The following is a 20260-nucleotide window of genomic DNA, read 5'->3' as shown; positions in this document are numbered from 1 at the left end:
AACATGCTCGACTGGCTGGCAACCACACTGCGCGAAAACGTGGAAATTCCTCTCTTCCTCGCTTTGTTCGCGGGCTACACTCTCGGACGGGTCAAGATCGCGGGGATTTCGCTTGGCGACGTCACGGCGACGCTGCTCGCCGCTCTGGTGATCGGCCAGATCGGCATCACCGTCTCCGATGACGTCAAGACCGTGTTCTTCGTGTTCTACCTGTTCGCCGTCGGCTACAGCGCGGGACCGCAATTCGTGCGCGGGCTCTTTTCCGGCGGGCTGCAGCAGGCGGCCTTCGCCGCGCTCGTCTGCGTGATGAGCCTCGGCGCGGTCTATCTCGCCGTCCGCCTTGCCGGCTATGATGTCGGCATCGCCGCCGGGCTCTACGCCGGCTCGACGACGACGTCATCCGCTCTCGGCCTGTCCCAGACCGCAATCGGACAATCGGCGATCTCCGCGGCCGCCAAGACCAGCGCCAACCAGATCCTCCCCGCCGCCTTCTCGATCAGCTATGTGATCGGAACATTCGGCTCGGTGGTGATGCTCGGCATACTGGGCCCCAAGCTGATGCGCGTGGACATTGCGGCCGCCTGCCGCGACTATATCCGCCGGGTCGGCGGCGCTGGCGACCGCAGCGGCCGGGGCACGGCCTGGCACCAATATGTCGCGCGCGCCTACCGCGTTGACGAGGGGTCGCCGCTCAACGGGTTGACGGTTTTCGAGGCCGAGCACTTCTTCAAGGGCCACCGCCTGTTCATCGCCCGCCTGCGTCGGGACGGCGCGATCACCGAGGCGACCGCCGACACGGTTATCAAGCCCGGCGACGTCCTTGCCTTCGCCGGCGAGCGCCACGTGCTGCTCGGCGAGATCGGCCGGGTGCTGGCGGAGGTCGACGACGCCGAGCTACTCGGCGTCCAGGTCGAGGGCACGGATATTCTGGTGACGGCGAAGAATATTCACCGCAAGTCGCTTTCCGAACTCGCCCATATGCCCGAGACGCGCGGGATATTCCTGACCGCAATCCGGCGCGGCGCCATGTCGGTCGACATTCCGATCCTGCCCGACACAAGGATCTATCGCGGCGACGTCGTCACCGTGGTCGGCCGCTCGGCGGATATTTCGGCGGTGGCGAAGAAGTTCGGCTATCTCGACCGCGAGACCAACCGCGCCGACATTGCCTTCATAGCGGCCGCCATCATCGTCGGCGCGCTGATCGGCGCGCTGACGCTTCGGGTCGGCTCGGTTCCGCTGACGCTGTCGACGGCCGGCGGCGTGCTGCTTGTCGGCCTTCTGTTCGGCTGGCTGCGCTCGATCCGCCCCGCCTTCGGCCGGGTGCCGCAGGCAACGACCTGGTTCATGAACTCGATCGGGCTCAACATGTTCATCGCCGTCGTTGGGCTATCGGCCGGGCCGGGCGTTGTTGCGGGACTGAAGGAGCTCGGCTTCGTCTTCGTGCTGTGGAGCATTTTCGCGGCCGCGCTGCCGATGCTGCTGTCGATCTATATCGGCAAATACATCTTCCGCTTCGATGATGCGATCCTGCTCGGCTGCTGCGCCGGCGCGCGCACGGCGGCAGCGCCGCTTGGCATGATCACCGACAAGGCGGAAAGCCAGGTGCCGTCCCTCGGTTTTTCGGTCCCCTACGCGACATCGAGCACGATCCTGACCCTGTTCGGCATCGTGATCGTGCTGATAAGCTGATGGTGCGGACGCGATGATGAACCAGAAAGCCCAAAACCCCGCCAGAGAGCCCCGTGAAGAGGTGCGCGGCCCATGGCCGTTCGTGACCCTGCGCCGGTATCACAGGGCCGGACGGTCGCTTCTGTGGCTCGCCCGCGACCACCGCAAGGGCCTGTTCCGGGAACGGCGCGCGCTGGAGCACACCCGGGCGGCGCCATGGCACACCGCGCGCTACAACTGGATCATGGGGCTGATCTTCTGCATCGGCTCGTTCCTGTTCATGCTCGGCAGCGTGCTGGCGCTGTTTCCGGCGCTGACCAAAGGCCTGCCGGACTGGACGACCAATGTCACCTTCTTCGCCGGATCGATCCCGTTTACCACCGCCGCCTATCTCCAGCTCTTCCAGGCGGCCAATGCCGACGAGACCCATACCAGCGGCGCAAAGCGGCCGAACCTGTTCGGATGGGACCCGAAAAGCGTCGGCTGGATCAGCGCGGCGACCCAGTTCGTCGGCACCGTCGCCTTCAACTTCAACACCTTCGACGCCATCAAGGCCCCGTCCGGCTGGCTGATGCAGAACGCGGTGATCTGGCTGCCGGGCATGATCGGCTCGGTGCTGTTCCTGGTATCGGCCTATCTCGCCTATATCGAGACCAGCCATGCGCACAACGTCCGCCCGCGGCGCGAGCTCGCATGGTGGATCGTCGCGATCAACCTTCTCGGCTGCATCGCCTTCATGATCGCCTCGACGGTCGCCTACGTACCCCGCGGCACGGACCCACAATGGGCGCTCGATGCCTCCAATGCCAATCTCTGGTTCGGGGCGTTCTGCTTCTTCACCGCCGCCGCGCTCAGCATGGTGGAGGCGCGCCATGCGGCGCATTGAACAATGGCGTCCGATATGTTGAAACCGGCAGGACAAGGGGGGAGGCCGGACGACGGTCGGCCGCCGTGCCGACTGTTCGATCGGACAGTGCACGAAAACACGCCGTCACGGTAATCTGATCCGCCTTCGGTAACCGCGAACGAACTACCAGGCCAGCAAAGCTTCAAAGAGGATACCATGTGCACATCGCTTCTTCTCAAAGACCTTTCAGGCTCCGTCTATGCGGGGCGCACGCTCGAACTGCCGGTGGAACTGCCCTATCTGGTGGCGTTCCTGCCGAAGGGCACGAAACTTTCATCGAAGGCCGGCGACCACGCGCCGCTGAATTACGACTGCAAATATGATGTGTTCGGCATCGTCGTGCCCAATGGCAGCGCGGACGACCTGAAGGTCGTCGAAGGCCTGAACGATGCCGGCCTCAACTTCAGCCTGCTCGCCTTTTCCGAGACGCATGGCCCGGACGACACGTTCGCCGCCGATGTGCCCGTGCTTTCCGCCATCGATCTCGGCGCATGGATGCTGGCGCGGTTTTCCACGGTCGCCGAGGTCAAGGCCGCGCTGGAGGAACAGCCCGTGTTGGTCGATCCGCTTGCGGCGCTTGGCGGCGTGGTGCCGCCGTTCCACTACACGGTTCACGACAGGACCGGGGCTTCCATCGTGATCGAGTTCTTCGATGGCGAGCGCCATGTGTTCGACAACCCGACCGGGGTGATGACCAACAGCCCGCGCTTCGACTGGCATCTGACCAACCTCAACAACTACACCCATCTCAGCAATGTCGACCATTCCAACGCGACATTGCTCGGCCAGGACTTCATCCAGCCGGATTCGGGCATCGCGACGGTCACGCTGCCCTCCTCCGACACCGCCGTCGATCGCTTCGTGCGCGCGGTCTACTATGCCAATTTCTCAGAAAAGACCGACGGACAGGACGCCACAATCCGGCAGCTCAGTCACGTGATGAACAAGTTCGACCGCCCGAAGGGCGCCTCGGTCTACTCCAGCGCCAAGGCCAGCGCCCTGACCAAATCGGCCGGCGACCTGACCGGCCAGTCCGCCGGCGCCCCGCCCGAATTCATCACCGAATATACCTCATGGATCACCCTGATCGACCTCGCCCGCGGCGCCGTCTTCGTCCGAACCTATAACAGCCTCGGCTATGTAAAGTTCGATCTGGCGACACTGAAGGAGAAGGCATCGACGCCGAAGGTCGTCCCGCTCGAGAAGCTGAGCCAGAGCGCGAGCGATGCCGACGGGCTCATGGCCGCGCACTGACCCGCTGCTCAGTGGAGCCCGTTGATTGGAGGCCTTTTGCGGATTGCGCCGCTTGCCTTGGCGCGATCCTCAAGGCGCGTAGCGCGTTCAGGATAACGGCAACGTCTATCACTTCCTGAAGTATCGCGCCCTCGACGGGCGTGAGATACCCTAGGGCCGCGGCAATCATCCCGGCAACGGAAAGGCCGATGCCGACCGCCACGCTTTCAAGCGCGATCTTGCGCGACCGCCGGGCGATCTCGATCCCCGAGAGAAGCCGGTCAAGACTGTCGACCAGGAGAACCACATCCGCGGCCTCCGCCGAGGCCGCCGCGCCGCGTGCGCCCATGGCGACCCCGATATCGGCCGCCGCCAAGGCCGGGGCATCGTTGACGCCGTCGCCGACCATCATCACCGGGCCGTTCTTGCGCTCGGTCAGAACCAGGAGCACCTTTTGGTCCGGCGTCAGTTCGGCCCGAACCGCATCGAGACCCAGACCGTCCGTCACGGCCTCCGCCACCGCCTGGCGATCACCGGTCGCCAAGAGGATGCGCGCAACCCCAAGCCGGCGCAATCCCGCCAGAAGCCCTGCGGTGCCCACCCGCAGCGCATCCGCCATCACCAGATGGCCCATGATCTTGCCATCGACCGCCAGCGACACGACGACCGAACCGGCCGCGACCACCGCGCTGTCGGTGTCAGCCATACCGATCTGAGAGGCGACGAAACGCGCGCCCCCGACCACCGCCTTCCTGCCTGCGATGGTTCCCGAAACGCCCTGTCCGGGCATCTCGACCACGTTTTCCGGAACCGGGAGAATGGCATCATGCTGCCGGGCGGCGGCCACGACCGCCTGCGCAATGGGGTGTTTCGATGCCTGATCGAGCGCGGCGGCGAAATAGAGGACTTCGTCTTCGGTCATATCGCCAAACGTCTGGATTGATACCAGCTGCGGGCGTCCGTCCGTCAGCGTGCCGGTCTTGTCGAGAATCAGCGTCCTGATCCGCGCCAGCGCCTCCAGCGGCTTTGCGCCCTTGATCAGAACGCCGAACCGGGCCGCCCGCGACATGCCCGCGACCAGCGCCACCGGAACGGCGAGAATCAGCGGACAGGGTGTCGCCACGACCAGAACCGCCACGGCGCGGATCGGATCGCCGGTTGTCCACCAGGCCGCCGCCGAAAGAGCGATGGTGACGGCGAGGAATATCAGCGACCAGCGGTCGGCCAGTCGGGCCATCGGGGCCTTGGACGCCTGCGCGGCCTCGACCAGCCGGACGATCCCGGCATAGGTGCTTTCGGCGGCCCGCCGCGTGGCCCGCAGATCGAACGCATCGCCGGCATTGGTAGAGCCGCTCATCACATCCTGGCCGCGGTCCAGACGCACGGGCATGGATTCGCCCGTCAACGCCGACTGGTCCAGCACCGCCCGATCACTTTCCACCGTGCCGTCGACGGATGCCACATCGCCCTGGCGGATCAGCAGAAGGTCGCCCGGCGCGATGGCGTTCAACGGCACCTCCTCCAGCGCGCCATTGCTGTACCGCGTCGCGGTTCTTGGCACGCGGGAGAGAAGATCGCTCATTTCGCGGCGGGCGCGGCCCTCGGCGAAACTCTCCAGAAACGTGCCGCCCGAATACATCACGGCGACCACCGCCGCGGCGAGAGTTTCGCCAACCAACAGAGCCGCCGACATCGACAGAGCCGCCACGATATCGAGCCCGACCTCGCCCTTCGCAAGGCTGCGCACGATCTCGACCAGCAGAGCGACAAGAACGGGCACCACGCCCGCCGCCCAGAGAACGGTCGCCGGCCCTGACAGTCCGGCCAGGTTGAGGGCGAGTCCCGCGCCAAGCCCGAACGCGGCAATGGCAAGAAGGCCGGCCTTGAGATATTTAGGAAGCCAAGCGTTCATCGACAGTTCCGCCTCCGATGACGGCCAGATCTCCCCGGAACCCGGATTTTCCGCGCGCCAAGGCTATCGGGCAGCATGTGTATCGCAAGCTTTATAGGCCGCCCACCCCTCCCTTTGCCATAGGGGCGATATCATTTCGCCGCCGAAAGCGAACTCGGATGACGGACTGTATGTCTGAAATCGATGGTGATCCCGGCGCGATTCGAACGCGCGACCCTCAGATTAGGAATCTGATGCTCTATCCTGCTGAGCTACGGGACCACTCGCCTCTCCATACAAAAGCAGGGCCCCGATGAAAAGCCCTGTTTTTGCTTTGCAGCAACCGTGGCTCAGGCTGCGAGGCGGGCTTCGGCAAGCCGAACCCAGTAGGAAATGCCGTGGGCGAGGGCTTCGTCGTTGAAATCATAGTCCGGATTGTGCAGGCCGGCGCTGTCGCCATTGCCGAGCATGATGAAGGCGCCGGGCCTTGCCTCCAGCATGTAGGAAAAATCCTCCGCCGCCGTCCATGGCGCAACCGCGGTATTGACCGCCGCCTCTCCGGCAACCGTGATTGCCGCGTCGGCGGCATGCCGCGTCTCTTCCTCGTGATTGACGGTCGGCGGATAGTTGCGAGTGTATGTCACCACGGCCTCGCCGCCCTGGGCGGCGGCAAGACCCTCGGCAATGGCCTTGATCTTCTCTTCCGCCATGTCGCGGTTTTCCGGCGTGAAGGAGCGCACCGTGCCACCGAGTTCGGCCTCGGACGGAATGACGTTATGGGCAAAGCCCGCATGAAACTCGGTCACCGAAACCACCAGCGCGCCCACCGGATCGGCGCTGCGCGAGACGATGGTCTGCAGCGCGCCGACGATCTGACTGCCGATCACCACCGGATCGATGGCCGTGTGCGGCTGGGCGGCGTGACCGCCCCTGCCTCGCACCAGGATCCGGAACTCGTCCGTCGCCGCCATGATCGGGCCCGGACGAATGGCGAATTCGCCGACGGGAAGGCCGGGGAAATTATGCATGCCGTAGACCTCGGCAATCGAGAACCGCTCCATCAGCCCGTCCTCGATCATCGCCTTGCCGCCGCCGCCGCCCTCTTCCGCCGGCTGGAAGATCACGATGACCCTGCCCCTGAAATTCCGCGTCTCGGCGAGATATTTCGCAGCACCCAGCAGCATTGCCATGTGGCCGTCATGGCCGCAGGCATGCATCTTGCCGGGAACCGTCGACGCCCACGGCTTACCGGTTTTTTCATTGATGGGCAGCGCATCCATATCGGCGCGCAGGCCGATCGTGCGCCCCTCGCCCGCCCGGCCATGGATGACGCCGACAAGCCCGGTGCGGCCGATGCCTTCAACGACCTCGTCGACACCGAACTGCCGCAATTGTTCTGCTATGAAGCCCGCCGTCGCCTCGACGTCGTAGAGAAGTTCCGGATGCCGATGAAGGTGATGGCGCCATTCGGTCGCTTGACTTTGGAGTTCGGCGGCGTAGTTCAGCACCGGCATTAATGATACCCCTGCATTTTTGCAAAATTCGTTGTAAAACACGCTAATATTGAGCGTGTCCGCATCAAGAAGACGAGCCCTTCAAGGGGTATATCGATAGCAGCCGACAGGCAAGTAGAGAGAGCTACCGTGTTTCAAATCGCCAGGACGAAATCGACAACCCGGCACCTCGGCCGGAGGATGGCCGCCGCTGTGCTGTTCGCCGGAATAGCGCTCGCGACGCTGGTCTCTGCCGGCGCGGCGGCGCTCGCTCATCCCTATATCGTGGTCGACGCCAAAACCGGGCGCGTGCTGTTTGCCAATGAGCCTTTCAAGAAATGGTATCCGGCTTCGCTTACCAAGCTGATGACGGCCTATCTCGTGTTCGAGGACATGAAAGCGGGACGGCTCGATCCGCGCGCGGCGATCACCTTTTCCGCCGCCGCGGCCAACGAGCCCGCCTCGAAGATGTATTTCGCCCCCGGCACGCGCGTGACCGTCGACAATGCGCTGAAGATGATGCTGGTCCACTCGGCCAATGATGCCGCCCATGCCGTGGCCGACGCCGCGATCGGCGGCCGCGACGCCTTTATCGCGCGCATGAATGAAAAGGCCAAGCAACTCGGCATGGTCGACACCCATTTCGTCAACGCCAACGGCATGACCTCGATGGCCAATCCGCAGACCGGGCAGTATACCACTGCGCGCGACATGGCGGTGCTGGCGCTCGCGATCGACCGTGATTTTCCGGAATATCACTTCTACTTCACCATCCCCGGCATTGCCGCCGACAGCGGCAAATACCGCAATACCAACCTGCTGGTCGGCAATTTCGACGGCGCCACCGGCATGAAGACCGGCTTCGTCTGCGCCTCGGGATATAATCAGGTCTCCTCGGCCAAGCGCGGCGGTCGCGAGGTGATCGCCGTAGCCTTCGGCGCCAACAGCGTGCCCGCCCGCGCCGACAAGGCCGCCGAACTGCTGCAGGCAGGCCTGACGACCAATGACCGCTCCGGGCCAGAGCTTTCGACCTATCTGCCGCCGCCCGCCCCGGACCGCCCGGTGGCCGACATCACCAACGAGGTCTGCAGCGCACAGGCCGTGCAGGATCGCGGCGACATTCGCGATGAGGACGGCAATTACATCTTCAAGTCTCCCTACCTGAAACCGCTGCCGAAGGAATACGCGACCGTTGACGCCTTCCGCCTGCCCAACGACACCGAAACCGCGGCAAGCGCGCTCGACAATCTCTCCTATGTGCCGCTGCCCTATGCCCGGCCCCAGTAGCAGACGACAGAATGTACCAGCCCCAGCATCCCATCCCCGTCTCGATCGTGACCGGCTTTCTCGGCGCGGGCAAATCGACGCTCCTGAACCGCCTTCTCGCTGATCCGGCGCTGGCCGATGCGGCCGTGATCATCAACGAGTTCGGGGAGGTCGGTATCGACCATCTCCTGGTCGAACGCTCCGGTGACTCGGTCATCGAGCTTGCCAATGGCTGTCTGTGCTGCACCGTGCGCGGCGAACTGATCGACACGCTCGCCGACCTGCTCGACCGGATGCAGACCGGCAGGATCAAACCGGTCAACCGGGTGATCATCGAGACCACCGGCCTTGCCGATCCGGTTCCCGTGCTGATGGCGATCATGGCGCATCCGGCGATCGCCGCCGCCTTTTCGGTTGATGGCGTGGTGACGCTGGCGGACGCGGTGACCGGGATAGAAACGCTGGAGCGCCACGATGAAGCGGCCCGCCAGGTCGCCGTCGCCGATCGCCTCGTCATCACCAAGACCGATCTCGTCTCCGCCGAAAGCGCGGAAAGCTTTGCCGAACGGCTCGCCGCCATCAATCCGACCGCCGAAATCGTCGATGGCGCGGCGCCCATGGCCGCCAATCCCAGTCTTCTGGTGGCGGGCCTGTTCGATCCGGCGCGCAAATCGCCGCAAGTGGGCGAATGGCTGCGGGCGGCCGAAACCGGGCACGATCACCACCATCACGACGTCAACCGCCATGACGAGCATATCCGCGCCTTCGCGCTTCTTGCGGACGCACTCCCGTCCCGGCAGGTCATCGATGCCTTCCAGCATCGCCTTGCCCGCGAGCATGGAGACCATATCCTGCGGATCAAGGGGATCGTGGCGGTTGCGGGCGAGCCCCGACCGCTCGTGATCCACGGCGTCGGCGCAACGGTCTATCCCTCGCGTTACCTTGCCGCCTGGCCGGAGGACAGCGCGCCGGAAACGCGGATCGTCGTGATTGGCGCGGACCTCAGCGAGAAGGCGGTGCGCGATCTGTTTGCAAGCTTCCTGGACCGGCCGGCAGTCGACCGTCCGGACCGGGCGGCACTTGAGGACAACCCGCTTGCGGCCTTCGGCTTCAGGCGCTGATCCTTTCAGCGCATCCGAAGCAATCAGCCCCGCGCGATCACGAAGCGATGACCGCTTTCGGTCGCCACGCTTTCGATCAGCCGGTGGCCGTTCTGCTGGCAGAGATGCGGGATGTCGATCACGGCAAGCGGATCGGTGGTTTCCACCGTCAACAGGCTTCCGGGCGCAAGCTCAGCCAGACGCTTGCCGGTCTTCAACGCCGGCAGCGGGCATTTCAGCCCCTTCAGATCATAATGGAAGGACTGCGGCACGAAGCCGTCGCTCACCAGAATTTCCAGAAAGGCCTGTCGCCTTTCGTGGACTGCTCCGGCTCGGCATAGGCCGCCATCGGGCTCGGCTCGGGGATCGGAACCGAAGAAGACACCGGGACCTCTGGCACATCCGGGATCGCGGCCGTCTGGGTGACGGTATCGATTTCGCCGGGAATATCGGCCGGCGTTTCCAGCGGACCGTATTTCGAGATCCGATACTGTTCCACGGTCACGAAACGGCCGGCTTCCAGCGAGGAACCGGTAGGCTGGTAGAGCGCATCCGTCGGATCCTCGCGCAGATCGGCGACCAGCGCCTTGCGCTCGGCTTCGCTCGGATCGATCCAGACCTTGCCCTCGTTCTCGGCCAGCGCCTTGGCGAATTGCTCCTGATACTCGCTCTGGTTCTTCGCCAGCGCCATCTTGTCCTGGGCGGTAAGATTGGACGCCATGACCGGGCAGGCGCGGTCGGAGGCGACATCGCCGCCATTGACCGGGTCCTTGTTAAACAGATATTCGCCGCCGCAGACATCGACGTCCGGAATCTTGTGGGTTACGTCGAAATAGTCGTAGCCTTCCTTCAGCATCTGCCAGAAGGGATAATTCTCGTTATAGCGGTGACGCACCATGTTTTCCGCGGTCATGCGGAAGGGATAGGCCTGCAGCATGATCGCCTGCTGGCCGCCGGAAAAGGCATCGCGCGCGAAGGCGAAGATTTCCAGTATCTGCTCATCGGTCATCGAGTAGCAGCCGCGCGAGGAGCAGGCGCCATGGATCATCAGGTCGGAGCCGGTGAACTGGTTGGCGCGGTCATAGCGGTTCGGATAACCGGTATTGATCGCCAGGAAATACTGCGAATAGGGGTTCAGAAGGCCCTTGGACAGCGGATAGAAGCCCTCGGGCGCCTGTCGGTCGCCTTCCTTTTTCTTCGGGCCGAGCTTGCCGGACCAGGCGCAAATCTCGTAGGTCTCGAGTTCGCCATAGGTGCCGTCGCGCTTCTGCTTCCAGATTTCCAGAACGCCCTCTTCCTTGAAGATGCGAATGGTGATCGGCGCGTTCTTGGCCATGTCGCGCTTGCTCATCTTCGCCACCATGGAAGACGGCAAAGAATAGTTCATCTTCTCCTGCACGGAGGAGAAGTCGGTACTGTCAAAAAAGCTGTTGCAGCCCGTCAGCGCCACAGCGGCGAACATTATCGGGGCCAGTACAGTCAAGCGCATGAATAGAACCTGCCGGATTTTGCCTTCAAACGCAACGGTCGCCCGCCGCGCTACGGCACCATAATGCACAGTCAAACTTCAAGAAAGCGTTAAGTCTTTCTTTCCGCCCCGATAGCGGCAACCCGGCAGGAGCGCGCAGCCCTCAGAGATTGCGGCCGATGGCGAGGAATTTCTGCCGCCGCATATTGCGGATTTCTTCCGCCGATTTGCCCTCGAATTCGTTGAGCCCCTCGGCGATCTGGTCGCCCGAGGCGTCGATCACGGTATCGGCATGGCGGTGCGCGCCGCCGACCGGCTCGGGAATGATCTCCTCGACGATGCCGAAACCCTTCAGGTCCTGGGCGGTGATCTTCATATTGGTGGCCGCTTCCTTGGCGCGGGCGGAATCGCGCCACAGGATCGAGGCTGCCCCTTCCGGCGAAATCACCGAATAGATCGCGTGTTCGAGCATATAGACCCGGTTGGCCGCCGCAATCGCGATCGCGCCGCCTGACATGCCCTCGCCGATCACCAGCGTGATCATCGGCACGCCGAGCCGGAGACACATCTGGGTCGAGCGGGCGATGGCCTCCGCCTGTCCGCGCTCTTCCGCCCCGACGCCCGGATAGGCGCCCTGGGTATCGACGATCGAGATCACCGGCAGGTTGAAGCGGTCGGCAAGCTCCATCAGGCGGATCGCCTTGCGGTAGCCTTCCGGCCGAGGCATGCCGAAATTATGCTTCAGACGGCTCTTGGTGTCGTGGCCCTTCTCCTCGCCGATCACGGCAACGGGACGTCCACGGAAACGGGCCAGCCCTGCCTGGATCGCAGCGTCCTCGCCGAAATTGCGGTCGCCGGCAATCGTGGTGAAGTCCGTGAACAGCCGCTTGGCGTAGTCGAGAAAGTGCGGGCGCTGGGGGTGGCGGGCAACTTGTGCCTTCTGCCATGGCGAAAGCTTGCCGTAGATATCGGTCATCGCCTCGCTGACGCGGGTTTCCAGGCGCGCGATCTCTTCCGACGTGTCGATGCTCTCGCCGTCGTCGGCCAGTTTCTTCAGCTCGATAATCTTGGCCTCCAGATCGGAGATCGGCCTTTCGAAATCGAGATAGCTGTACATTGTCGCAATTTCCCTGGGTTTTCCGCCGCGCCCGGAACCGCGTTCTCGGGCTTCCACTTACAATATTGTGCCGCTTAATCCCGTTTTTTGGCTTCTTTTGCAAGGGGGTGATGCATTTCCACCAGTTCCCGGAGCCTTTCTTCCAGCACATGAGTGTAGATCTGGGTGGTCGAGATATCGGCATGGCCGAGCATTTCCTGCACCGCGCGCAGGTCCGCGCCGTTCTGCAGCAGATGGCTAGCGAAGGCATGGCGCAGCACATGGGGCGAGATCGCGGTGGTCCTCAGCCCCGCCCGCGCGGCCAATCCTTTCAGATCGCGGGCGAAGACCTGGCGCGACAGATGCCCGGCAGCGCCGCGCGAGGCGAACAGATAGGGGTTTTCGTCATCGCCCTCCATCTTCCGCCGCTCGGCGTCGAAAGCGACAAGCGCCTCCAGCGCGCGGCGCGACAGCGGTACGGCGCGCTCCTTGTTGCCCTTGCCGCGCACCGTGAGGAACCGCTCCCTCTTCTTCATCACGCTCGCCGGCAGCGTCACCAGTTCGGAAACCCGCATGCCGCTGGCATAGAGCGTTTCCAGAAGCGCACTCATGCGCAGCTTCTCAAAATGCTGTGGACCGGGCGCGCCGGCCTCTGCCGCCGCCTGATCCAGCAGCCGGTCGACATCGGCGACCGAAAGGGTCTTCGGCAGCGGCCGCGCCTTTTTCGGCGCATCGATTACGCCGGTCGGATCGTCGCCCCTGAGACCTTCCGCATAGAGAAACTGATAGAACTGCTTCAGCGCCGAAAGCCGCCTTGCCTGGGAACTGGCCGCAAAGCCGCGTTTCGCAAGGTCTGAAAGATAGGCGGACACATCGCCGGACGCCGCGTCATCGACCGCGACCCCGCGTTCGATCATGAAATCGCGATAGTCGTCGAGATCGCGCTGATAGGCGGCAAGCGTATTGACGGCTGCCCCCCGCTCCGCGCTCAGCATTTCGATGAACGCCTCGATATGGGCGCCGGAAAGATCCAATACGGTTAACTCCCTGTTGTCCGAAACCGGAATTCGGCGCCCTTCGCCTTGACGCCATCACGGCATTTGCCGATACGTGGCAGGACAAGAATGGGCACGCTATGAACGTAAAACAAGATACCGGCGGCGCGGGACTGCGGCAAAAGGCGATTGCCGGCCTTGCCGGGCGCAATCTGATTCTGGTCGGCCTGATGGGCGCCGGCAAGAGCGCGATCGGCAAGCTCGTCGCCGCCCAGCTCGGCCTGCCCTATATCGACACCGATCACGAAATCGAAGCCGCCGCCCAGATGTCGATCGCCGATATCTTTGCCGCATACGGCGAGCCGGAATTCCGGGCGCTCGAAACGCGGGTGATCGAGCGTGTTCTGGCGGAGGGGCCCGCGATCGTGTCCACCGGGGGCGGCGCGTTCATCAACCCGGTGAACCGCGAACTGATCGCCCGTTCCGGCCTGTCGCTGTGGCTGAAGGCCGACCTCGAGACATTGTGGGACCGGGTCAAGCGCCGCCAGACCCGTCCGCTGCTGAAGACCGAGAACCCGAAGCAGACACTGAAGGAACTGATGGACAAGCGCTATCCGGTCTATGGAGAAGCAGATGTCACCGTCCACTCCCGCAATGTCCGCAAGGAAGCCGTGATGCGCGATGTGCTGAAGGCGCTCGCCGCCGTTGATGAAGGAAAATATTCCCATGACTGAAAGCGTATCCGACAAGCGGATCGTCCGCGTCGACCTCGCCGACCGCAGCTATGACATCCTGATCGGCCCGGACCTTCTGACAAGCGCCGGCGGCGAGACGCTCGCCCGGCTCGATTGCCGCAAGGTCGCGATCGTCTCCGACGTCAATGTCGCGCCGCTCTATCTCGACACGCTCGTCGAAAGCCTGCAGACCGATGGCATCGAGACCTTCGCGCTGACGCTTGCCGCCGGTGAGAAGACCAAGAGCTTCGACAATCTCACCGCCGTGGTCGATTTCATCCTCGATGCCCGGATCGAACGCGCCGACGCGGTGATCGCGCTCGGCGGCGGGGTGATCGGCGACCTCACCGGCTTTGCCGCCGCCATCACCCGGCGCGGCGTGCGCTTTATCCAGGTCCCGACCTCGCTGCTGGCTCAGGTCGACAGTTCCGTCGGCGGCAAGACCGGCATCAATTCGCGCCACGGCAAGAACCTGATCGGCGCCTTCCACCAGCCCGATCTGGTGCTCGCCGACACCGCGACGCTCGATACGCTGAGCCCGCGCGAATTTGCCGCGGGATATGCCGAAGTCGTCAAATACGGGCTGATCGACCAGCCCGACTTCTTCCATTGGCTTGAGAAGCACCGCGAGGCGGTGTTTGCCGGCAGCGATGCCCGGATCGAGGCGATCGCGCAAAGCTGCGCGGCCAAGGCCGCCGTCGTCGCCGCCGACGAGCGCGAGAACGGCCGGCGCGCGCTCCTGAACCTCGGCCACACCTTCGGCCATGCGCTGGAAAAGGCGACCGGTTACGACAGCGCCCGGCTGGTCCATGGCGAGGGGGTCGCGATCGGCATGGTGCTGGCGCACGAGTTTTCGGCGCGCATGAACCTTGCAAGCCCAGATGACGCCAAACGCGTGGCGGCGCATCTGAAGGATGCCGGCCTGCCGACATCGCTTGATGATATTGACGGGGACCTGCCCCCGCCTGATATAATGTTGGATGCCATCGGCCAGGACAAAAAGGTGAAGGGCGGCAAGCTGACCTTCATCCTTACCCGCGGCATCGGAGAAGCCTTCATCGCAGATGACGTGCCGCCCTCCGAGGTTCTGGCGTTTCTGACGGAAAAACATCCGCAATGACCACAGGCGATATTTCGCAATTCTTCTCCGATTACGGGCTGACCATGGCGGTCATTCTCGCCCTGATCGTCGTTTCGGCCTTCTTTTCGGGCTCGGAGACCGCACTTACGGCCGTGTCGCGCGCGCGCATGCACACGCTCGAACAGCAGGGCGACCGGCGCGCCGGCTTCGTCAACGCCATGATCGCGCGGCGCGACCGGCTGATCGGCGCGCTTCTGATCGGCAACAACCTCGTCAATATCCTGGCCTCGTCGCTGACGACCACGCTGTTCCTGAGCATTTTCGGCGACAGCGGGGTGGCCTATGCGACGCTGATCATGACGACGCTTCTGGTGATCTTCGCCGAAGTGCTTCCGAAAAGCTGGGCGATCTCGGCCACCGACCGGTTCGCGCTTGTGGTGTCGCCTTTCGTGCGGCTGTTCGTTCTCGTGGTCGGTCCGCTTTCGAGCCTCGTCAACATCGTGGTGCGCGGCATCCTGCGCGTCTTCGGCGTGACGCTGACCAAGGGCACGGAAATGCTGACCGCGCATGAGGAGCTGCGCGGCGCGGTCGACCTGCTCCACCGCGAGGGTTCGGTAATCAAGGCCGACCGCGACCGCCTCGGCGGCGTGCTCGACCTCGGCGAGCTCGAAGTCTCCGACGTGATGATCCACCGCACCGCCATGCGCGCCGTCAATGCCGACGATGCGCCGGAACAGGCGGTCAGGACCGTGCTCGAAAGCCCCTATACCCGGCTTCCGGTCTGGCGCGGCTCGATCGACAACATCATCGGCGTGGTCCATTCCAAGGATCTCTCTCGCGCGCTTGCCGAACCGCATGCCGCGCCGTCGACCATCGATATCGTCAAGGTCTCGCAGAAGCCGTGGTTCGTGCCCGACAGCACCAATCTGAAGGACCAGCTCAACGCCTTCCTGCGCCGCAAGGTGCATATCGCCGTGGTGGTCGACGAATATGGCGAGGTGCAGGGCATCGTCACCCTGGAGGATATTCTGGAGGAAATCGTGGGCGATATCGCCGACGAGCACGACCTGGAAATCTCCGGCGTCCAGCAGGAGGCCGACGGTTCGATCGTGGTCGACGGCACGGTGCCGATCCGCGACCTCAACCGCGCGCTCGACTGGAACCTGCCCGACGAGGAGGCGACCACCATCGCCGGTCTCGTCATCCACGAAAGCCAGACCATCCCCGAGGAGCGCCAGTCCTTCACCTTCTACGGCAAGCGCTTCATCGTGATGAAACGCGAGAAGAACCGCATCACCAAACTGCGCATCCGCCCCCTCGGCGCCGCCGCCACGGCAACGCCGCCGGCGGAGTGACGGGGCGAACGGGCGTCGAGCCTGAGCGCGGGTTGGCGAACTGCATATCTTTAACCGATAAGCGCCGAATCACGAGGCGTCCCCTCACCTGAGGCCCCACCGTTCCCAATCTCCCCCCTTGAGGGGGAGATGTCGCGAAAGCGACAGAGAGGGGTATCGGGCATGAGCCGCAAACTCCGCGCATGAGGAGACGGTTGACCCCTCTCTGCCCCTGTCGGGGCATCTCTCCCTCAAGGGGAGAGATTTGATGTTGATGGGCTCGCCAAAATGCCGACAGCCGGAAATCGACTGAGTTTCGGTTGGAGTGGCTCGTCAGGCGTCGGGCGCCCTTACTCGTCGCTCATCTTCAGCGCGGCGATGAAGGCTTCCTGGGGGATTTCGACCTTGCCGAACTGGCGCATGCGCTTCTTGCCGGCCTTCTGCTTGTCGAGCAGCTTGCGCTTGCGCGAGGCATCGCCGCCATAGCATTTGGCGGTCACGTCCTTGCGGAGCGCCGAGATGGTTTCGCGCGCGATCACATTGCCGCCGATGGCGGCCTGGATCGGGATCTTGAACATGTGCTTCGGTATCAGCTCCTTCAGCTTCTCGCACATGTCGCGGCCGCGCTTTTCGGCGGCCGTGCGGTGCACCAGCATCGATAGCGCATCGACCGGCTCGCCATTGACGAGGATCGACATCTTGACGAGATTGCCGGCGCGGTAGTCGGCGAGATGATAGTCGAACGAGGCATAGCCTTTGGAGATCGACTTCAGCCGGTCGTAGAAATCGAACACCACCTCGTTGAGCGGCAGTTCATAGGCCAGCATCGCGCGATTGCCCACATAGGTAAGGTCGGTCTGGATGCCGCGCCGGTCCTGGCAGAGCTTCAGAATGCCGCCGAGATATTCATCCGGCGTCAGGATCGAGGCCTTGATCCAGGGCTCGCGGATTTCAGCGATCTTGACCACATCCGGCATGTCGGCGGGATTGTGGAGTTCGATTTCCTTGCCGTCGGTCATCGTCAGTTCGTAAACCACGGACGGCGCGGTCGCGATCAGATCGAGATCGAATTCGCGCTCCAGCCGCTCCTGGATGATTTCCAGATGCAGCAGGCCGAGAAAACCGCAGCGGAAGCCGAAGCCAAGCGCCGCCGAACTTTCCATTTCGAACGAGAACGACGCATCGTTGAGCCTGAGCTTGCCGACGGCGGCGCGCAGGTCCTCGAAATCATTGGCGTCGACCGGGAACAGCCCACAGAACACCACCGGCTGCGCCGGCTTGAAGCCCGGCAGCATCTTCTCCGTCGGGCGCTTGTCCTCGGTGATCGTATCGCCGACGCGGGTATCTGCAACTTCCTTGATCGAGGCGGTAATGACGCCGATCTCGCCGGGGCCGAGTTCGTCGACCACCAGCATTTTCGGCGTCAGCACGCCAACGCGGTCGACCGGATATTTCGCATCCGTGCCCATCATGCGGATGGTCTGGCCCTTCTTCAGTACGCCGTCGATGACGCGCACCAGAACCATGACGCCGAGATAGGTGTCATACCAGCTATCCACCAGCAGCGCCTTCAGCGGCGCGTCGGCGCCTTTTTCCGTCTTCGGCGGCGGCAGCTTGTGGACGATGGCTTCCAGAACATCCGGCACGCCCATGCCGGTCTTGGCGGAAATCAGCAGCGCGTCGGAGGCATCGATGCCGATCACGTCCTCGATCTGCTCCTTCACCCGTTCCGGGTCGGCGGCCGGCAGGTCGGCCTTATTCAGCACGGTGACCAGTTCGTGATCGTTGTCGATCGCCTGATAGACGTTTGCGAGCGTCTGCGCCTCCACGCCCTGGGAGGCGTCGACCACCAGCAAGGAGCCCTCGCAGGCCGAAAGCGAGCGCGAGACCTCGTAGGCAAAGTCGACATGGCCGGGCGTGTCGATCAGGTTCAGGACATAGGTCTCGCCGTTCTTCGCCTTGTAGTGCAGGCGCACGGTCTGGGCCTTGATGGTGATGCCGCGCTCGCGCTCGATATCCATATTGTCGAGCACCTGCGCCGACATCTCGCGCTCGGCCAGCCCCCCGCAGGTCTGGATCAACCGGTCGGCAAGCGTCGACTTGCCGTGGTCGATATGGGCCACGATGGAAAAGTTGCGGATATGGTCGAGTGGAACGCGATCGTCATTTGTGCTCATGCGCGCGCATATAGCAGCGGACGCGGCTTCCTGAAAGCGAAATTGCACACGAGGGTTCAATAATAGCCCTCCCGCCAGAGACCTTGGAGATCCTGAACCCTAATGTTCGTCAAGCTTGCTCAAGCTAACTCGACAAGGCCGGAAGGACGCCCAATTTAATGTTTTCGTCGACGGTCACCGGAAGCGGCTCCGGCAAGCTCGACAGCCTGACAGTTTATTTGCACGGATTGAAACACCCATGAATGGCAATGGGCTAACCAAATTGCGATGCCAGCGGCGTTGTAAGATACACATAAGTTGCAAAGTTTGGTAAGAATTCAATTATAAATTGCAATCAACCATCTGAACATACCATTGGATAAGCACATGAAGCCCGGCATGCGTGGATATGTTTCTGGCGACCTTTTATATTGGGGTGACCCAGTCGAAGTTGCCTCTCATCTGTATTATCAGGCGAATTCGGGAGCACGCTGTACGCGTCTCAACGGCGAAGATTGGGTGTTCTGGAAGGACTTATACTCCAATACCATCCTCTACAAGTCTGGAACCGATCAAACGTGGCCCTCCTGCTCCGCGTATCCGTTCAGGTTCTCCTCAGACGAGGTTCCCGGCGTAGCGACCTATAGAAATCAGGTCCACGCTGCCTATAAAGACCCCGGATCCGGCGCGATTTATTGGTCGGTTTATAATCGCAACTGGAGTGACGCGACACGGATTTCGAACGCTTATACAAATGCTTCTCCGGCACTTGCAGTCTATAACAATCAACTTTTTCTTGCCTGGAGCACAAATGACAGTACTCCCACGCTCTCGTATTGCTGGTTTGACGGAACAAAATGGTCGGCACTGCATAATACCCGCTATTTCATCTCTGGTGGCCCGGCAATGGCGGCGCATAATGGCGAACTATTTTTTGCCTGCGCTAGAGGTAACAACTCACCGATTGTCTACCTTCGCTACGCAAACGACACGTTGTCCACACCGGCAATCATTAATGCCAACTACATTTCTGAATGGGCGCCCGCTCTTGCAAGCAATGGTGAAGAACTGCGGATGACATGGTACGGGTATGACAACGTGCACGCGTTGACGACGGCCTGGACGAGGAATTCGGGCTGGAGCGCTGCCAACCAACTTGAGGAAGCATATCCAGTTTGCTCACCGGGAATGTATGGTGATTTTTCCGGGTTCAGAATCGTATGGGTCACATCCTTTCCTGGCGGCATCCTGACACTGAGCAAGACCGTTGACGGCTGCCGAAATTATTGGGTAAGCGGGAAGGCAATGCCCGATAGCTGGGTGACGGTTGCTGTGACAGAGAATACGACAACCCGATACTATCCTCCTGTGCAGGCTGATGGAAACGGCGCCTGGTCCGTGGGCTTCGACGCAAACCTGGACGATGGCGATAGAATACAAGCCACTGCGTCCTTTGAAGAATATGGGCCGCAGTCGGATGCCTTTGTCTGGGTCATCGGTCAATCGCAAGACGACAATTATGTTTACGTTCGCAATGTCACGCCGACAGGCGTTACCGGCATTGCCCCGCTACCTGGCCAGGTCATCAAGGGCTGGCGGTCAAGCGACGGAAAATTGGTGGTCAACTATCCTGTCGCCGGAACAAGTTTTGAAGCGCCGTATCTGTTTCCTGGTGCCTACATAGAAGGCGACACCATCAACCTCGTTTCGCAGTTTCCTGATGATGGCAGCATGACGCGCTTCAATGGCGGACCGGGGAGGTATTCCTATCCTTGAAATCCCCCGCCGGCGATACCCAAGGATGTGAACAAAAAGCCCTTGACTCTACAATAATA

Annotated in this window: 16 protein-coding genes and 1 tRNA gene; 9 read left to right on the top strand and 8 right to left on the bottom strand. The window is 62.6% G+C overall.

From position 1 onward, the window contains the following. Nucleotides 1-3: 3 nt before the first annotated feature. From aspT to V6766_RS01290, 3 genes are all read left to right on the top strand, one after another. On the top strand, nt 4-1692 hold the full coding sequence (gene aspT / locus V6766_RS01300; RefSeq protein ID WP_448463193.1) for an aspartate-alanine antiporter: 1689 nt from the start codon (nt 4-6) through the stop codon (nt 1690-1692). Between the two features lie 16 nt (nt 1693-1708). Continuing rightward, nucleotides 1709-2557: a hypothetical protein gene (locus tag V6766_RS01295; RefSeq protein ID WP_448462849.1), complete on the top strand. Its 849-nt coding sequence runs from the start codon at nt 1709-1711 to the stop codon at nt 2555-2557. A 177-nt stretch (nt 2558-2734) separates the two neighbouring features. Then, nucleotides 2735-3832: a linear amide C-N hydrolase gene (locus V6766_RS01290; protein WP_448462847.1), complete on the top strand. Its 1098-nt coding sequence runs from the start codon at nt 2735-2737 to the stop codon at nt 3830-3832. On the opposite strand, the gene V6766_RS01285 is transcribed toward V6766_RS01290, so the two are convergent. The 3 genes from V6766_RS01285 to V6766_RS01275 all read right to left on the bottom strand — a co-directional run bounded on the left by V6766_RS01285 (nt 3816) and on the right by V6766_RS01275 (nt 7216). Then, nucleotides 3816-5723: a heavy metal translocating P-type ATPase gene (locus tag V6766_RS01285; RefSeq protein ID WP_448462845.1), complete on the bottom strand. Its 1908-nt coding sequence runs from the start codon at nt 5721-5723 to the stop codon at nt 3816-3818. The genes V6766_RS01290 and V6766_RS01285 overlap by 17 nt on opposite strands. Before the next feature lie 184 nt (nt 5724-5907). Continuing rightward, nucleotides 5908-5984: transfer RNA gene (locus tag V6766_RS01280), tRNA-Arg, on the bottom strand. Between the two features lie 68 nt (nt 5985-6052). After that, on the bottom strand, nt 6053-7216 hold the full coding sequence (locus V6766_RS01275) for a M20 aminoacylase family protein (RefSeq protein ID WP_448462843.1): 1164 nt from the start codon (nt 7214-7216) through the stop codon (nt 6053-6055). A gap of 180 nt (nt 7217-7396) precedes the next feature. Here V6766_RS01275 and V6766_RS01270 point away from each other — a divergent pair, with 180 nt between their 5' ends. Beyond that, nucleotides 7397-8482: a D-alanyl-D-alanine carboxypeptidase family protein gene (locus tag V6766_RS01270; protein ID WP_448462841.1), complete on the top strand. Its 1086-nt coding sequence runs from the start codon at nt 7397-7399 to the stop codon at nt 8480-8482. Between the two features lie 11 nt (nt 8483-8493). Then, nucleotides 8494-9582, top strand: coding sequence for a CobW family GTP-binding protein (locus tag V6766_RS01265; RefSeq protein WP_448462839.1), 1089 nt, complete (start codon nt 8494-8496; stop codon nt 9580-9582). A gap of 23 nt (nt 9583-9605) precedes the next feature. Here the strand turns inward: V6766_RS01265 and V6766_RS01260 are convergent, their stop codons facing one another. The 4 genes from V6766_RS01260 to xerD form a co-directional block, all read right to left on the bottom strand. Then, nucleotides 9606-9848, bottom strand: coding sequence for a sulfurtransferase TusA family protein (locus V6766_RS01260; RefSeq protein WP_448462837.1), 243 nt, complete (start codon nt 9846-9848; stop codon nt 9606-9608). After that, on the bottom strand, nt 9845-11050 hold the full coding sequence (locus tag V6766_RS01255; RefSeq protein WP_448462835.1) for a L,D-transpeptidase family protein: 1206 nt from the start codon (nt 11048-11050) through the stop codon (nt 9845-9847). The genes V6766_RS01260 and V6766_RS01255 overlap by 4 nt, the downstream gene beginning before the upstream one ends. Before the next feature lie 142 nt (nt 11051-11192). After that, nucleotides 11193-12146: an acetyl-CoA carboxylase carboxyltransferase subunit alpha gene (locus V6766_RS01250; RefSeq protein ID WP_448462833.1), complete on the bottom strand. Its 954-nt coding sequence runs from the start codon at nt 12144-12146 to the stop codon at nt 11193-11195. A 74-nt stretch (nt 12147-12220) separates the two neighbouring features. Then, a complete protein-coding gene (gene xerD, locus V6766_RS01245) occupies nt 12221-13159 on the bottom strand; it encodes a site-specific tyrosine recombinase XerD (protein WP_448462831.1) in 939 nt (312 codons plus the stop codon). A 101-nt stretch (nt 13160-13260) separates the two neighbouring features. Here xerD and V6766_RS01240 point away from each other — a divergent pair, with 101 nt between their 5' ends. Genes V6766_RS01240 through V6766_RS01230 form a run of 3 tightly spaced genes read left to right on the top strand, consistent with a single transcriptional unit; the run spans nt 13261 to nt 16290 of the window. Next, complete coding sequence (locus tag V6766_RS01240) at nt 13261-13854, top strand: shikimate kinase (protein ID WP_448462829.1); 594 nt, start codon at nt 13261-13263, stop codon at nt 13852-13854. Next, the gene (gene aroB, locus V6766_RS01235; protein WP_448462827.1) at nt 13847-14974 is read left to right on the top strand and encodes a 3-dehydroquinate synthase; all 1128 of its coding nucleotides are present in this window, start codon (nt 13847-13849) and stop codon (nt 14972-14974) included. The genes V6766_RS01240 and aroB overlap by 8 nt, the downstream gene beginning before the upstream one ends. Next, a complete protein-coding gene (locus V6766_RS01230) occupies nt 14971-16290 on the top strand; it encodes an HlyC/CorC family transporter (protein ID WP_448462825.1) in 1320 nt (439 codons plus the stop codon). The genes aroB and V6766_RS01230 overlap by 4 nt, the downstream gene beginning before the upstream one ends. A 329-nt stretch (nt 16291-16619) precedes the next feature. Here V6766_RS01230 and lepA read toward each other — a convergent pair whose 3' ends face one another. Then, nucleotides 16620-18446: a translation elongation factor 4 gene (gene lepA, locus V6766_RS01225; RefSeq protein WP_448462823.1), complete on the bottom strand. Its 1827-nt coding sequence runs from the start codon at nt 18444-18446 to the stop codon at nt 16620-16622. 366 nt (nt 18447-18812) lie between these two features. Between lepA and V6766_RS01220 the strand changes: the two genes are divergently transcribed. Further along, on the top strand, nt 18813-20201 hold the full coding sequence (locus V6766_RS01220) for a hypothetical protein (RefSeq protein ID WP_448462821.1): 1389 nt from the start codon (nt 18813-18815) through the stop codon (nt 20199-20201). Nucleotides 20202-20260 lie beyond the last annotated feature (59 nt).

The sequence above is a fragment of the Martelella sp. AMO21009 genome (assembly GCF_053484295.1).
Note: the sequence above shows the minus strand (reverse complement) of the source record. Positions and strands in the feature narration are given on the sequence as shown.

What these genes read in the sequence shown, in the direction of transcription:
- aspT (WP_448463193.1), top strand. Translation starts at nt 4, where the DNA reads ATGCTCGACTGGCTGGCAACCACACTGCGCGAAAACGTGGAAATTCCT.
- V6766_RS01295 (WP_448462849.1), top strand. Translation starts at nt 1,709, where the DNA reads ATGAACCAGAAAGCCCAAAACCCCGCCAGAGAGCCCCGTGAAGAGGTG.
- V6766_RS01290 (WP_448462847.1), top strand. Translation starts at nt 2,735, where the DNA reads ATGTGCACATCGCTTCTTCTCAAAGACCTTTCAGGCTCCGTCTATGCG.
- V6766_RS01285 (WP_448462845.1), bottom strand. Translation starts at nt 5,723, where the DNA reads ATGAACGCTTGGCTTCCTAAATATCTCAAGGCCGGCCTTCTTGCCATT.
- V6766_RS01275 (WP_448462843.1), bottom strand. Translation starts at nt 7,216, where the DNA reads ATGCCGGTGCTGAACTACGCCGCCGAACTCCAAAGTCAAGCGACCGAA.
- V6766_RS01270 (WP_448462841.1), top strand. Translation starts at nt 7,397, where the DNA reads ATGGCCGCCGCTGTGCTGTTCGCCGGAATAGCGCTCGCGACGCTGGTC.
- V6766_RS01265 (WP_448462839.1), top strand. Translation starts at nt 8,494, where the DNA reads ATGTACCAGCCCCAGCATCCCATCCCCGTCTCGATCGTGACCGGCTTT.
- V6766_RS01255 (WP_448462835.1), bottom strand. Translation starts at nt 11,050, where the DNA reads ATGCGCTTGACTGTACTGGCCCCGATAATGTTCGCCGCTGTGGCGCTG.
- V6766_RS01250 (WP_448462833.1), bottom strand. Translation starts at nt 12,146, where the DNA reads ATGTACAGCTATCTCGATTTCGAAAGGCCGATCTCCGATCTGGAGGCC.
- V6766_RS01240 (WP_448462829.1), top strand. Translation starts at nt 13,261, where the DNA reads ATGAACGTAAAACAAGATACCGGCGGCGCGGGACTGCGGCAAAAGGCG.
- aroB (WP_448462827.1), top strand. Translation starts at nt 13,847, where the DNA reads ATGACTGAAAGCGTATCCGACAAGCGGATCGTCCGCGTCGACCTCGCC.
- V6766_RS01230 (WP_448462825.1), top strand. Translation starts at nt 14,971, where the DNA reads ATGACCACAGGCGATATTTCGCAATTCTTCTCCGATTACGGGCTGACC.
- lepA (WP_448462823.1), bottom strand. Translation starts at nt 18,446, where the DNA reads ATGAGCACAAATGACGATCGCGTTCCACTCGACCATATCCGCAACTTT.
- V6766_RS01220 (WP_448462821.1), top strand. Translation starts at nt 18,813, where the DNA reads ATGAAGCCCGGCATGCGTGGATATGTTTCTGGCGACCTTTTATATTGG.